This is a genomic window from Flavobacteriales bacterium, from assembly GCA_020435415.1.
GTDB lineage: Bacteria > Bacteroidota > Bacteroidia > JACJYZ01 > JACJYZ01 > JACJYZ01.
In genome coordinates this window covers 15,217-30,813 of sequence record JAGQZQ010000018.1, presented here as the reverse complement: position 1 = coordinate 30,813, position 15,597 = coordinate 15,217, and the positions used below count along the sequence as shown (strand labels likewise).

Below are 15,597 nucleotides of genomic sequence, written 5' to 3'. Positions count from 1 at the left end.
ATGCTTTTACGGCACCCTAAGTCAGAATACTTTCAAGCACATCCAGAGATTTGACCGGCCCCATACCCGGACTATGAATCTGAAGATAACGGATCATGGCCCTTACCAGTTGTTGGCGGTCCGAACGTTTCATGGTTTCCTGCTCCCCATCTTTTGAGGTCAGCATTCTATTCAGAATATCACTATGGGCAATATCCAGGCAAACCTCATCATTGATATATCGACCGTCGAATGTTCCTTCATTCAGATTAAAATACCGGTCTTCTTCTCTCAGTCGTGCATGTGGCCGAATCCCCAATTGTGCAACAAGCCCCAGGATAAAACGGATAGCAAAATCAGGGGACGGGGTTGTGCATTGCTCCAGGTTGTCTGAACAGGACACCAGATATTCAAATAATGTTTGTGATTGCCCCTCGTTTCGGGTGCTCTTTTGTGTGAGCTCTGCCATGAATAAGGCCAGAAATACCTTGGCAGGATGTGAATGCATGCTGTGATGAGGATCCTGAATGCGTAAATCCTTTATGCGATGCATGTCGTGTTTTTCTTTGTAGTCTATCTGCACATCTACCACTGCAAGGGGCTGAAAGGCGAGTCGGTTGGTTTTGCCTTTTTTGCCACCAGCCGAAGTGATGAGGGTAAGGGCACCTCTTGCTTCTGAAAACACCTTGATGATGAGTTGATGATCTTTGTACCGTATGGCTTGCAGGACAAGTGCTCGGGTGGACAACAACATGGCGCTAAATTCCCCGGATCACCAGAATTTTGGTCACCATTGTTTCACTGCCATCTTCATTTGTACAGAAAACAAGGTAGATACCGGTGGCTGCCTTAACACCATCAAAATTACGCCCGTTCCATATGGCCTGTCCACCCAACGCGGTAGTTTCGTAAACCACGGATCCACTCGCCGTGGTAATCTTTACGTTGGCATCTTCCACCAACCCACGGATGGCAATCGGACCTTCATAGTTTTCTTTTACCGGATTGGGGTATACAAGTACTTCTTCGAATGTTTCACCCCCCTCTGTTGCGGAAGCTTTGTATGAAATGAGTCCCTGATCCGTGGCAAAAAACACTTCTCCATTGTCGGGGTTGATGGTGATGTTATTGATCTTATTTGAAATAAGCGGACTGTTATCCGAAGTGAAATGAGCCAGCTCTTCCGTGCCATCTTCCGACAACAGGAAAACGCCGCTGAGTTCGGTTCCCAGCCATTTGCGGTTGGCACCGTCTATGGCGATGGATGTGATGGCCGTTCCATCCAGCAGGTATTCTGTAAAGCCGTCGCGTTCCACAAGGACCCTTTGTGCGTCTGCGGCATCCCCACCCGACATCACAAATTCGGGGGTATAATAAATGACTGGTCCTACCCTGGTGCCGACCCATATCTCCCCATCCCTGTCTTCAGCAATGGATAGCACCTCGTCTGATGGCAGGTTTCCACTGCCAACACCGGTACGTAGCATGATCTTTTTATCGTCTGAAGTATTATCAATAGTGCCATTGCTATCAAAGACCACGATGCCTTTTGTAGGCCCTCTTGGTATAATAACCCATTGCTGTCCGCTTTGACTGCTCAACACTTCAGAGACGTTATGGCTCGTGGTGACATAAGGTGACAGCGAGAAAGATTTCCATGTGCCGTTGTTGCGTTTCACAACCAGCGGGTTTAATACCGAAGTATTGGTGATCCAGAGATTCCCCTGCTCATCGAAATCCAAACCGCCTACTCCTATCCAATAGAAGTTGGGCAGATCAATCCGTTGTAATGCACTGTTCTGATCGGTGTGATAGGTAACGAGGCTGCCATTTCTGAATTCTGCCAGGCCGCGTGCCCAGGAGCCCACAAAAATGTGCCCGGCATCAACAGGATCTGTAATGATCTTGATGGGATCAAACAGCGTATCCAAACCGGAGGTGTTGCCCTTGTTGATGTTTACCCAGCTCTGGTTGTCAAATTTAAAAATGCCCTCCGTACGCCAAAGATTTCCAAAGGATTCGCTGACACCCCCTGAAGCCACCCAAAGGATATCGTCGCGAATATCCATATCTGCAACATTGTTGCTGATCGGTCCATTCGGTGCAATGATCTGCCAGAGGGAAGGATTGGAATATCGTATCAGGCCGTTCCTGCTATCCGCGATCCATACCAGACCCGGGCTCTCCGGTATGGCATGCATAGGAGAAGCATCACCTGACCAACCGAACATTTGTTCCTGCCTGACCAGGGATGTGTCATAAGACTCCACGCTGAAGTAGTTCGTAAGATATAGCAAACCGTCATGGACTTCAAGACCATGATTGGTCCAGGAAACGGCCGGATTAAAGTAGGTCCATCCCATTCCATCATTGACCAACAAGGTGTCGGTGTTGTATTGAGCACCGTTCTTATTTACGATAAGTTTACCGTTGAAACTGGCGATCATGTTGTAGTTGGCGGCAGGTTGGGATATGTCTTCATACCTGCTCCAAACAGCAAAGTTCACCAGGTTCGGGTCATTGGCTTTTGCCTTGTATACCCCTTTTTCCGTAGCCGCGTATAGCCAGGTACCATCATAGGTGAGTGCATTTACCGCGAGTTGACTGCCACCCGGTCCGATCACGTATGTTTCCTTGACTTCTTTTTTAGTGATATCCAGAACCACTATCCCAAAGCCACAGGACAGGTAGGCATACGGTCCGATGAAAAGTACACTTTTGATGGACTTGTCGCCCAGGATGGACTTTCGTTTGATATCACTGATGTTATATATCTTATTGTTTTCAATGATATCAATGTTTGCATTGTTGTAGGCGATGATCAGGAGGTTGTAGTCATCGCTCCATTCAATGGTACTCACCCCGAAATCGGAAAGTCCGTTCACGCTGGAAAGGCGTTGTATGGACTGATCAGTAAACGAATATTCGAAGAGGCCAAAGTTGGTTGCGCAGTAAATGCGATCGTCGGCCCGTGCAATCCTTTTTACATTCTGATAAGGCAGGTGATCACGCCACTGGCCGATGGCGATCTCCTGACCTGCCGTATGAAACAGCAAGCCAAGCCACAAACCTGCGGTGAGTGTAAAGCGCGACCTCTTTCTTTCTATCTGCATGGTTGGTTGATGAATCTACAGGAATAGCGTATAGCTCTCATAACTTTAACCGGTCCGTAATATTGTAATCTGCAGACCGGTCAACGGGTATTACGGACACATTCTTGCGACGTCCTTTGCTTTCCCTTGTTCATTCATGAAGATCACCAGCCAGCAACCCATGTATTGGTCTTCGCCGGTATAGTGTTTATCATAACGGTACTGAAAGCGGTCTTCGGGACCTTCTTGCGGACCCAGAAAGGCTTCGATCTCATCGGCACTTAATCCCAGGATCAATGACGAATCTGCATCCAGAAATTCTGCCATTGCATTTCGGGCCGTGCCGTTTTCGCGAACGGAATCCGCCTTCCACCCGGAAGCTGCCTTCATTGCCTCTTCATTCCAATGGATGGATTGGTCGGACCGTTTTTCCCAACGGAGTGTTGTCGCACCCAGTTGTGCTTCCCTGCTCATGATCACTTTTGTGTCTAGTTGTTCCTTTTTGGTTGCATGATCTTCTTTCGTTACTTCTTCACCAGGTTTGTCCTGGTTGCAAGCCGACTGACGCAGAAGTACGGTCAGGGTCAGCAATGTCATCGTCATCAGTTTCATAGGCACGTTGCTGTGTGAGTTCTCAAACCTAATGGATTTACATCAATAATAAAACCTTTATGAATCCGCCTTTTGTGCGGAATTCTTTTCAAGGTCAAGCAAGAAGGCATAAATAAGTGCCGTCTCATGGTATCTTTTGTATCGTCCGGAAGCGCCGCCATGACCGCTCTCCATGTTGGTATCAAGTAACAACAGGTTGTGATCCGTTTTCATTGCCCGGAGTTTTGCCACCCACTTTGCGGGTTCCCAGTATTGCACCTGGCTGTCGAACAGTCCGGTTGTCACCAATATGTTCGGATAGTCCATGGCTTTTACGTTGTCGTAGGGAGAATAGGAAAGCATATAGTCATAGCTGTCTTTATTCTTAGGGTTTCCCCACTCATCAAATTCATTCGTGGTTAAGGGGATGGATTCGTCCAGCATGGTGGAGACTACATCAACAAAAGGCACCATGGCTACCACACCGTGAAATGTTTCAGGGGCCATGTTCACAATGGCTCCCATTAGCAAACCGCCCGCACTTCCGCCCATGGCATATAAATGGCCTGGTGAAGTATAGCCTTCACGGCTCAGATATTTGGCGCAATCGATAAAGTCGGTAAAAGTATTTTTCTTCTGAAACATCTTTCCGTTCTCGTACCAGGAGCGTCCCATTTCCTGTCCACCCCTGATATGGGCGATGGCATATACAAACCCTCTGTTCAGTAAACTCAGGCGATCTGGAGAAAATCCCGGATCGATTGAATGCCCATAGGAGCCGTATGCATAAAGCAACAACGGTGTATCTTTTCCGATCGGTGTATCTTTTTTGTATACCAGGGAAATCGGGATAGATGTTCCATCGGCGGCGGTTGCCATCAAACGTTTTGAAACATACATGTCCGGATCATGCCCGCCCACAACTTCCTGTTGTTTTCTAAGTACCCGTTCTTTTGTGATCATATCATAGTCGTACACGGTGGCCGGTGTTGTCAGAGACGCATAGGTAAATCTCAGATTTTTCGAATGGTATTCATAATTCGCATTGGAGTATACCACGTAGACATCCTCGTCAAAGGAGATGGTATGTTCTTCATGCAGACTGAGGTTCATGATGCGCAGATGTGTCAATGCATGTGAACGCTCGCTTAATACCAGGTGGTTTTCAAAAACATCGATATGCTGGACCAGTACGTCTGGTCGGTGTGCTACAATTTCTTTCCAATTTGCGATTGATGTTTTATGGGTCGGACATTCCATCACACGGAAGTTCAATGCATCCAGGTTGGTCAGCACAAAGAACCGATCACCCGCATGTTCGATGTCATATTTCAACCCGGCCTTGATCTCCGTGAATGATCGGAATTCTTCATCAGGATGTGAAGCGTCAAGAATCAGGTGATGGTCTGTGGTGGTGCTGGATGCTTCGATGAAGATGTAGGCTCCGGACTTGCTTTGACGAACATCGATGTAATAAGAGGGATCCTTCTCATGGTATCTGAGGCGATCTTCTTTCTCGCCGAGAAAGTGACTCCAGATTTTTTCCGACAGAAGTGATACAGGGTTCTTGGTGGTATAGAAATAGGTTTTGTTGTCGCTCGCCCAGGCACCCCCACCTGTTGTGTTTTCTACCCGATCCGGCAACCACTGACCGGTGGTCAGATCCAGAAACCTTAGGGTATAAATGCGGCGACTGAGTGTATCCTCACCGAAAGCCAGGATGCGATTATCCGGACTCACTTCCAGCCCTACGGCTGCATAATATGCATGACCTTCGGCCATTTGGTTTACATCCAGCATAACCTCTTCCTTTGCCTCCAGATTCTCCTTCTTTCGGCAATAGATAGGGTATTCGCCACCTTCCCGGTAACGGGCATAATAGTAATAGCCGTTGTGCAGGTAGGGAACCGACTCGTCGTCTTTTTTCAGGCGTGCCACCATTTCATCGTAGAGCGTGTCCTGCAATGATTCGGTATGTTTGAGTACGCTCCGGGTAAAGGCATTTTCATTGTTCAGGTATTCCAATACCTCCTGCGTTTGTTCATCCGGATTGGCAGCCGTCTTTTGTTCATCAGTTAGTCGCATCCAGAAATACGGATCAATGCGTTGGTGACCGTGACTGGTAAGCACACAGTCTTTTTTAGCTGCAATGGGGGGTGCGAGTAATTCCTGGTTCATGGCGGTTTGGTGTTCGGACCCCGTTTCACAAGCCATCTGTGAAAGTGCGATGCACAATGGCAGCAGAAATCTGATGGTCTTGGACATATGGGGTTCCGGCAATTTATTTTTTGAATATATGGAAAAAATGATTGTAAGCAGATCACTCCGGATGCAAGGTACGAAACACCAGGCTGGCTTTTGCGGGTCCGATGACCGCAGTGATTTCATCCATCGATGCTTTTTTTATTTGATGTACCGATTTGAACGACTTCAGAAGGGTGGTGCGGGTCTTGGGTCCGATGCCCTGAATGGCATCCAGTTCGGAAGTGAGTGAGTTTTTTACCCGCTTTTTGCGGTGATGGGTGATGCCGAAACGGTGGGCTTCATTTCTCATGTGCTGGATGAGCCGCAGGCTTTCGGACTTCTTATCCAGGTAAAGCGGCACAGGGTCGCCGGGAAAGTATATTTCTTCCAGCCTCTTGGCGATACCAATCACCGCCATCTTGCCTTTCAATCCCAGTTGGGTGAGTGCTTTCAGGGCAGCATTCAACTGACCCTTTCCTCCGTCCACAACGATCAGTTGGGGCAATGGTTGCTGTTCTCTGATCAGGCGACCATATCGGCGTGTGATGATCTCTTCCATTGATGCGAAGTCGTCCGGGCCTTCCACGGTGCGGATGTTGAAATGACGGTAGTCTTTCTTGGCGGGCAGGGCTGATCGGAATACCACCATGGCAGCGACCGGATCGGATCCCTGAATGTTGGAGTTATCAAAGCATTCGATGTGTACCGGCAGTTCTTTCATCCGTAAGTCTTTCTGCAAACGCGTCAGTATTCGTTCCGCCCGGTCGTCTGATTTTGATGTTCGTGTTTCTTTTTGCCGGTGCTTTTCAAGCATGTAATAACGAACATTGCGATCGGCGAGGTCCAGCAGTTTTTTTCTGTCTCCACGCTCCGGAACGGTCACGGAAAACTGGCCGTCAGATTCGATCTTCAGGGGAACGATCACTTCCCTTGCACTGCTTTTAAGACGATTTCTCAGGTCGGTAATGGCGAAGGACAACATCTCTTCCGGTGATTCATCCAGTTGCTTTTTCAGCTCTATGGTATGGGTTTGTACTATGGCGCCCTGAACCACCCTCAGGTAATTTACGAAGCTGTGGTTGTCATCCGTTTGAATGGCGAAGACATCCACATGCGATATGCGCGGATTAACGACAGTTGACTTGGCCTGGAACGCCTCCAGTCGCTGGAGTTTTTGTTTGATCAGCTCCGCTTTTTCAAAAGCATGTTTTGCAGAAAAAGCCTGCATCTGTGCTTTGAGGTGGTGAATGACCTCACTCACATTGCCCTTCAGGATCTGGCGGATCTGGTTAATGCTTTCGTTGTATTCCTGTTCATTTTGAAACCCTTCGCATGGCCCCAGGCAATTGCCGATCTGATACTCCAGGCACACCCTGAACTTTTTGGCCGCAATGTTTTCCCCGGATAGATGAAAATTGCAGTTTCTGATAGGGTAGAGCTTGGATGCCAGGTCCAGCACGGTATTCATCACCTTCACATTGGCATAGGGTCCGTGGTATTCCGATCCGTCACTGACCGGATTACGCATACCGAATACCCTGGGAAATCGTTCATTCTTAATACAAATCCACGGGAATGATTTGTCGTCGCGAAGCTGGATGTTATAACGGGGTTGATATTTCTTAATGAGGGAATTCTCCAGCAAAAAAGCATCGAACTCTGTTTCCACCACCATGAATTTCAGGTCGGTGATCTTGCTAACCATCACTGCTGTCTTCCGGTTGTCGAATGATTTTGTAAAGTAAGACTGTACCCGCTTTTTCAGATTTCGGGCTTTTCCGATGTATATGATGTTCCCTTCCGTGTCAAGAAACTGGTAGATCCCCGGATTTGCAGGTAGTTCGGTGATCTTTTGTTTGAGTTGGTCTGTGGTTTTACCCATGTGTAAAATTAACAAAAACCAAAGTTAAGTGAAGCCTCGTTTGTTGAAAACCCTCATTGATTCCCATTTCGGGAATACATGTCCCGATTATAACAAAAAAGCAGGTATTAATACCTAGGCTAAAATTTATAAGTAATTGATTATAAAGTATTTATTTTATTGAGGTTGTTTTGGCCCCGGCTTTGCCCGTTTTGGTGGGGATTAAAGTACCTGAAAGCCTGATGGTGAGGCAAATCTATCCGAATTTTTAGTAGACAATAATAATCACTTTGTCGGATGGTAGCTACACCTGAGCTTTTTTAACGGATTTAAGTGAAACTACTTATGAAACCAACGGTATAACACAGCATACGAAGGTGAAAAATATTATGCGTCCGAAATTCTATATTCTCATCATATGTGGGGTATTGGCATCAGCCAGTGCATGGGCACAACCTACGATCACAAAGGGTGCAGCCACCTTCACAGAAGGTTGCGCTGCCTGGAAGGATCTGGGTGATATCAACGTGGATGAAAATGCCAATGGTGATTTTGCTGCCAGCCAAACCAACAAAACATATGTACTGCAGGCACCTGCCGGTTTTGAATTCAATACCACAGGTGCAAGTGTGTCTAAGCAGAATGGACGGGATATTACCAGCGTTGCTATTGGAGTAACTTCATCTACGGTCACAGTAACCATAACGACCGACGGAACTGCCAATAAAGATGACAACTTCACCATTTCTGGTTTACAAATGAAGATAACGACGGCTACAGTAGCCGGAGGCCCCAAAACAGTAACCTTCGATGCCGGTACTAGCACGGGTTCCTGGAATGTGGCCGATGGAACCAACCATGCCGACCTGACGGTTATTGCAGGCGGTGGTACAATAGAATCCAATGGTACCGGAGGTGGTGACTGGTCCGTAGGTGCTACCTGGAATGGTGCCGTTGTGCCAACAGCGTGTGACAATGTCATCATCAAAGCAGGCGATGCCGTAACCGTTAACAATGATTATTCATGCAGCGATCTGGAGATAGAGAATACAGCGACCCTTTCCCATGATAACAACGACCAGATTGATGTTTATGGCGATTATACCAATGACGGTACGCATGATGGCGGTAACGCAAATAGTTACGTATATCTTCAGACCGCTGGTGCAACAATCTCCGGAAACGGGTCCTTTGCGGTGAGTGCCGGGATGTATGTGATGTATGATATGAGTATTGATGCGACCGCCAGCCTTTCATTCACCAAACCCATTGATATTGCTGCAAGCAAGACGCTTACCAACAATGGAACGCTCAATACCACAGCCAATCTTAAGGGTACGGGAACATTTGTTAACACGGCCACCGGAACGCTGAATACCGGCGGAAACATCCTCGCTACATTGACGGCTACGGCTTCCGGAAACCTGGTCAACTGGAATGGTACGGCTGCACAGAATATACAATCGACCACCTACTATGATGTTACCTTTGGTGGTTCTTCCAATAAAACACTGCAAGGCAACATTACGGTTAATCGTAACCTTACACTTAATGCAGGTCCTACCCTTGCAACATCTACCTTCAATATTTCCGTGGCTGGAAATTGGACGAACAACGGAGGGGTCTTCAACCATAACAATACATGTACCGTTACTCTGAATGGTACCGCGGATCAGAACATTAAGTCGTCGGGTGAGGATTTCTACGCGCTGACATTGAATAACACTGGTGCAGGGGGATCTGATGACTATATTTTAACGGATGCTTTAGCCGTTACTAGTAATCTAACGATTTCTGATGGTGATCTCAATGCCAATGGTGCCAATATTACGGTAGGAGGTAATTGGAACAATACCGGAGGCACATTTACACACGGAGGTGCGAACTCTGTTACTTTTAATGGCACCGCTGCAGACCAGACCATTACAAGTAATGGTTCCCCGTTTTATAACCTCGTTATTAACAATACGGCAGCAGCGGGAAATGATGATATTCTAATGGCAGATGCGTTGACGGTGAATAATACCCTTACAATAACAGATGGAGACTTGAATGCCAATGCCTTTAACATCATACTTGGAGGAAACTGGACCAATACAGGAGGTTCTTTTACCCATGGTGGAGGTGGTTCTGTTTGGTTCTCAGGCACAACTGCAGACCAGGGAATTACCAGTAACGGATCCCATTTCTGGACCCTGCAGTTAAATAATACCGGTGCCTCCGGTAATGATGACTATAATCTTGGTGATGATCTGTTTGTTGACGGTACAATTAATCTTTTTGATGGCGATCTTAATGCGTCTGGACGCAATATAGAAGTGGGTGGAAACTGGAGGCTCACCGCTGGTACCTTTACCCATGGAGGTAGTGGTACCGTAACACTGAATGGCGGTGCAGCGCAGTTGATCACACCGGTTTCTTCTCCCTTTTACAATCTGACGATTGCCAATACTTCCGGTGATGTGACCACCGCCGGAGATATCAGCGTGGATGGCTCTTTGGCCTTCTCCAACGGGAAACTGGACCTCGGTGCATATGATCTGACTGTCACAAGCGGAAATGCAATCACCGGTTTTAGCGCATCCACCTACGTTGTGACCAGTGGTGTAGGAACGCTGAATATCGCTGCGGTGACCGCTTCAAGAACATTCCCGGTCGGAACCAGTACCACAAGCTATACACCTCTGACCATTGACAACTCTGCCGGTGCTTCCGGTCAGTTCGATGTACGCGTTTGTAACAACGTTTATGATGACGGTACCTGTGGAGGTACACAGGTGGGTGTACAGGTATCCAATAAGACGTGGCAGGTGTCTACCAATTCAGGTTCTCCGATCGCTGATATCACAGCGCAATGGAATGCGGCTGATGAAACCGGTGACTTTGATCGCGCCAATTCATACATCAGTATTTACACTGGTGGAGCCTGGGATCAGCAAGGTGCTACCGCTGCCGCAGGTGGTTCCAATCCATATACGGTTACGGCTTCTGCAGTGACCAACATCGGTCCGATGGCCGTAGGTGGTGGACTGAGTTCTCCGTTGCCCATTGAATTGTTGTCCTTTGATGCAACACCTGAAAAAGGTGGTGTGGATCTGACATGGGTCACAGCCAGCGAACAAAACAACGATTACTTTACTGTGGAGAAATCCCTGGATGGAATTATCTATCAGGAAGTGTTAAGGAAACAGGGTGCCGGAAACAGCATCACCACTCAATACTATGCCGGTACGGATGAGATGCCCTACACAGGGATGTCTTACTACCGACTGAAGCAAACCGACTACAATGGTGATGTGACCTATTCTTCACCGGTGGCGGTTTATATTGCACCCTTGTCGGAGGCCAATGCATCGAGCAAGCCTTCGCTGGGACTGTTCCCTAATCCTACAAGCAACGATGAAGTGAACGTGAGACTGACACAGTTCAATGAAAATGAAGAAGTGCTTGTTGTGGTGATGGATAACAATGGAAAAGAGTATTATTCAAAAGTCATACTCACCAATTCCAATGGAGAAGCGGTAAGTGTCATAGACCCGTATCAACGTCTTTCTCCCGGACTTTATATGGTCATTGGAAGCAGTAATCAGTCCATTGCCAGTGAAATGCTGATCATAACACGATGAAGAAACAGGAATCAAACACCCCGCAAACATTTACCGTACACCTGGCCAGATATACCCTGGCGTTATCCGTCGGACTGGCCATTTGCCTGTTCCTGTTCAGCATTACCATGCTCATCATCGGATAGATTTAAAACCGGACGATCACCAACTCCTTGTTTTTTTCAGGTATTCCGTTGTTGTGCATCCATTGCAAACATACAATGTAAATGCCCGCATCAACCGGTACTCCCTCTTCATTGGTACCATCCCAGGATAAGGCTCCGGATCTCCCGAGTAATGATTCCGACAACAGGAAACGGATCAGCCGGCCGGCCGCATCATAAATCCGTATTATTCCGAGGCATCCCGGTTCAGGCATCTCATACCGGATCAATGCAGTGTTGTTTTTGCCGTCATTTCCCGGGCTGAATACATGAGGTTGAATGCTCAATATGGCGGTTTTCTTTGTTGAGGGATCGGATTGGGAATTCATAAACCCAGGGGTGGCATATCCGGATGCAGAGGATGCCGAATGCCAGTTTGATGGATCGTCGGAAGGCCCGTCAGGTCGTATGCGTTCGAGAGACACACCTTCCACATTGTTCAGCGTGGGGAAATGCATTTCCTCATTGTATTTCATACGATCAATGATGAAGGTGTCCATCGTTGTCAGGACCACCGTTCCCTGGTCGTTATAGTACGGAGGTAGCATTGTTAGTTGCACGCCCTGGTCCCAGATCATATTCGGATGATCACGTTTGAGACGTTCTTTGTCGGTTGTAAAATAGACATACTCGCCCGGGAAAAGCCAATCCTGATTTGTTGTCAACCGGGTAGGATGTTGAAGATTTCCGTTTTCGTCTTCATTCCAAAGTAAAAGACCGGACAAGTCAACCAGGTGAGAACACCTGTTAACGATCTCTACGAAGTCTACCCCGTCCCCTTTGGGATTGAACAGGACCTCATTGATCACCACCTCGTGAGGCGAAGTATGATAATATGAAAACAGGTGCGTGGTGTGCGCCACGGGCCATCCGGAGAGGTCTTTGACGCCGCGAATATCGAGGCCGTAAATGATGCCCTCCTCAAAAGGGGTGGCAAATTGCAGAACCACTTCGTTGATTTTGTCTTGTTTCCGCGAAGCGGATGAAGGATGTCCGATTCCCCTGGTTGAACTGTAGTTCCCGATTTGACCTGCAGCAAGGAATTGTACCGGTTCAGAGAAATCGAGATGGAGGGTTGAAGGTGGAAGCACGCGGATGTTTTCCAGGACCGGTGGTTGTGTATCGATGCGCCATGGACCGGCGTAAAGGTCCGACATCCAAAAAGACGCGGCGTTGGATTTCGTATACCGGCACCATATGCCCAGGTATTCCGGCATGAATGTCAGTGGATAGAATGCCGATCCTTCCAGGTACAGGTCATCTGCTCCCAGACTGTCCAGGAAGATTTCCCATAGCCCCTGATGGTACCGTATTTTGAGTGAGAGGTCATTCCGGTTTTTGTTGATGTGGTATAGTCCTCTGAAGAAGGAAGTCTCCTGGTTTTGATCCCGGTAAAGCAGTTCGATAGCATCTTCACTGCCTGTTTCTCCGATTTGGGTATATACTGAAGGGCCGTTTTTTAGTCCCCCGGAACCTGATGCGAGATAAAAACGCCATTGGTTGTTGTTGCTTGGAGAGAATCCCAGGGACAATCGGATATACCATTCCAGGCTGTCATAATTGGCCATTAACGTTTGAATGCCAGCCGAGTCTGAAGCCGTTTTGCCATGGAGGTGTAATACCCCGTTTTCCGCTTTGAACATGGCTGTATCTCCTGTCCATGGCGGGTTGTGGGAGAGGTTCCCATCTTTGAACGGATCGGTTGTCTGAGAATAGACGTGTTGGGTAATCAGTGGTAAAATGGCGAGGGCAAGCCGAAGGAAACGGACCATCAGTCTTCCTAAAATTTAATAATAAAAGCCCTCAATGCTAAGAGAATCGGGGGCAAATTAGTATTTTTACAGGCCCAAATTTGAGGGGTGTAAGTTTTAACAACACATTATCCAAACTAAAAACAAGAAAGCATGAAAGTTGCCGTCGTAGGCGCCACCGGAATGGTGGGCCAGGTAATGCTGAAGGTGCTGGCCGAGCACGATTTACCTATCACTGAACTCATCCCTGTTGCCAGCGAAAAATCCGTAGGTAAGGAAATTATGTTCAAGGGTAAACCGTATAAGGTGGTGGACATGGCGATGGCTGTTGACATGGTGCCGGATATTGCGTTGTTCTCTGCAGGTGGTGGTACCTCTCTTGAATGGGCGCCGAAATTTGCGGCGGTAGGAACCACCGTGATCGATAATTCATCGGCATGGCGTATGGACCCTGACAAGAAACTGGTAGTTCCGGAGATCAATGCCGATGCGTTGACCCAAAAGGATAAGATTATTGCCAATCCCAACTGCTCAACCATCCAGATGGTGGTGGCGCTTGCCCCGCTACATAAGGAATACGGTATCAAGCGTCTGGTTATTTCCACTTATCAATCCGTTACCGGTACCGGTGTGAAAGCCGCCCGGCAAATGGAAGACGAGCGGAACGGTGTCGAAGGCGAGAAAGCTTATCCACACCCCATTGATCGGAATTGCCTGCCACAATGTGATGTGTTTACGGAGAACGGGTATACCAAAGAGGAAATGAAACTTGTGAATGAGACCCGGAAGATTCTCAGGGATCCGAATATTGGGGTTACGGCAACTGCTGTGCGTGTTCCGGTGATCGGAGGACATTCTGAATCCGTGAATGTTGAGTTCAAAAAGGATTTTGACCTGGATCGGGTTCGTGAGCTTCTTGGAAACAGCGAAGGGGTGGTTTTGCAGGATGATCCTCAAAACGGAGTGTATCCTATGCCGTTGAATGCACAGCATAAAGATGAAGTCTTTGTTGGCCGGTTACGCCGCGATGAATCACAGCCTAACACACTCAATATGTGGATTGTATCTGATAATCTGCGAAAAGGTGCTGCTACGAATGCCGTGCAGATCGCCCAGTACCTTACAAAAAAGGGTTGGGTGAATGCTTCAGTAGAGGCTTGATAATTAGATACTTGTAAATAGCAACGAGCCTCCCTGGGTATCCGGGAAGGCTCGTTCTGTTTTGTTCCGGGGTAACCTTACGATGGAATGAACGTATCCGTTATCAATCCACTGAGTACTAACCAAAAATGGAGGACCATATCATGGCAGAAGGATATTGTGTAAAATGTAAGGCGAAGCGGGAGATGAAAGATGCCAAGGAGGTAGTTATGAAGAACGGACGTAAGGCATTGAAGGGAACCTGTCCCACATGTGGAACAGGCATGTTTAAGATTCTGGGCAAAGCTTAGCGTATGATGGTAATACCTGTGTTTGCCAAAAAAGGCCGGGAATCTCCCGGCCTTTTTTTATTCAGAAATAACTGTATTCGGTGGTGTGATCCGGTTCCCGCTGTTTTTTTAATATGATCTTTTCTAATAAGCCGGTCGGGTAATAGGTGAATGCTTCATCTTCGAGAATTTTCCCATCAGCGTCATACACAAATCGATTCTTTAGTTTTTCCCCATCATAACGAAACAACTCATAACCTGTAAATATATTCTGGGCATCATAACAATCTATCCGCACCTGGTCAGGGAAGTAGCTCTTTCTCCATATCCCAAGAAAGGTGTCATCACCGGAATCATATCTGAGCCACTTGTAAAGGCTGTCATTGCTGTCATAGTGTAAAATATCATAATACATGGTTTCACCGGCATTGATATCCCATTCAATCCGTTCAATCCGTCCCTGGGCGTCATAATTGAATTCCTTGAAAAGAGATGTCCCCCCTTTCTGTTCCCAGAACCGGATGAGGCGGTGAAGGCTGTCTTCTTCCCATTGCCTGAAAACCATCCTGGCCTGGGAAGACTCTTGAAACGTGGATTCCGTTCGCAGATAACCGGAAGCATCACCGCGGAAAAGACTGTAGCTGTATGGTTGTTCCTTATCAGTATAGAATGTCTTTTTCAAAACCATATCCTGGTCCCATTCCCATTGGATCATCCCCACATATGTGTCCGATTGATAATGAAACTCTTTGCAGATTTTTCCCTGGAATGCCCCGGTCAAAGGACATGGAGGAACGGCATCCCGTTTGCAGGATACCATCAACACCGTGGCTGACAACAACAATACGACCCCAGACAATTTACCCATCGGTTCTCCTGA

At 47.5% G+C, this 15,597-nt stretch carries 10 protein-coding genes; 3 read left to right on the top strand and 7 right to left on the bottom strand.

Going from position 1 to position 15,597, the window contains the following annotated elements; genetic code table 11:
* Window positions 1–16: 16 nt before the first annotated feature.
* The 5 genes from recO to KDD36_04950 form a co-directional block, all read right to left on the bottom strand.
* Window positions 17–727, bottom strand: a complete 711-nt coding sequence (gene recO, locus KDD36_04970; protein MCB0395979.1) for a DNA repair protein RecO — start codon at window positions 725–727, stop codon at window positions 17–19.
* 10 nt (window positions 728–737) lie between these two features.
* Window positions 738–3,092, bottom strand: a complete 2,355-nt coding sequence (locus KDD36_04965) for a hypothetical protein (protein ID MCB0395978.1) — start codon at window positions 3,090–3,092, stop codon at window positions 738–740.
* Between the two features lie 90 nt (window positions 3,093–3,182).
* Complete coding sequence (locus KDD36_04960) at window positions 3,183–3,683, bottom strand: hypothetical protein (protein MCB0395977.1); 501 nt, start codon at window positions 3,681–3,683, stop codon at window positions 3,183–3,185.
* Window positions 3,684–3,740: 57 nt separating this feature from the next.
* Complete coding sequence (locus KDD36_04955) at window positions 3,741–5,840, bottom strand: S9 family peptidase (protein MCB0395976.1); 2,100 nt, start codon at window positions 5,838–5,840, stop codon at window positions 3,741–3,743.
* Window positions 5,841–5,982: 142 nt separating this feature from the next.
* Complete coding sequence (locus tag KDD36_04950) at window positions 5,983–7,788, bottom strand: excinuclease ABC subunit C (protein ID MCB0395975.1); 1,806 nt, start codon at window positions 7,786–7,788, stop codon at window positions 5,983–5,985.
* Between the two features lie 368 nt (window positions 7,789–8,156).
* On the opposite strand from KDD36_04950, the gene KDD36_04945 reads away from it, so the two are divergent.
* Complete coding sequence (locus KDD36_04945; protein ID MCB0395974.1) at window positions 8,157–11,393, top strand: hypothetical protein; 3,237 nt, start codon at window positions 8,157–8,159, stop codon at window positions 11,391–11,393.
* Between the two features lie 127 nt (window positions 11,394–11,520).
* On the opposite strand, the gene KDD36_04940 is transcribed toward KDD36_04945, so the two are convergent.
* Window positions 11,521–13,308, bottom strand: coding sequence for a lamin tail domain-containing protein (locus KDD36_04940; GenBank protein ID MCB0395973.1), 1,788 nt, complete (start codon window positions 13,306–13,308; stop codon window positions 11,521–11,523).
* 132 nt (window positions 13,309–13,440) lie between these two features.
* Between KDD36_04940 and KDD36_04935 the strand changes: the two genes are divergently transcribed.
* Both KDD36_04935 and KDD36_04930 read left to right on the top strand, forming a co-directional pair.
* Entirely contained in the window at window positions 13,441–14,448 is a 1,008-nt protein-coding gene (locus tag KDD36_04935) for an aspartate-semialdehyde dehydrogenase (GenBank protein MCB0395972.1), read from the top strand.
* Window positions 14,449–14,591: 143 nt separating this feature from the next.
* Entirely contained in the window at window positions 14,592–14,738 is a 147-nt protein-coding gene (locus KDD36_04930) for a hypothetical protein (protein ID MCB0395971.1), read from the top strand.
* Window positions 14,739–14,799: 61 nt separating this feature from the next.
* Here the strand turns inward: KDD36_04930 and KDD36_04925 are convergent, their stop codons facing one another.
* A complete protein-coding gene (locus KDD36_04925) occupies window positions 14,800–15,585 on the bottom strand; it encodes a hypothetical protein (GenBank protein ID MCB0395970.1) in 786 nt (261 codons plus the stop codon).
* Window positions 15,586–15,597 lie beyond the last annotated feature (12 nt).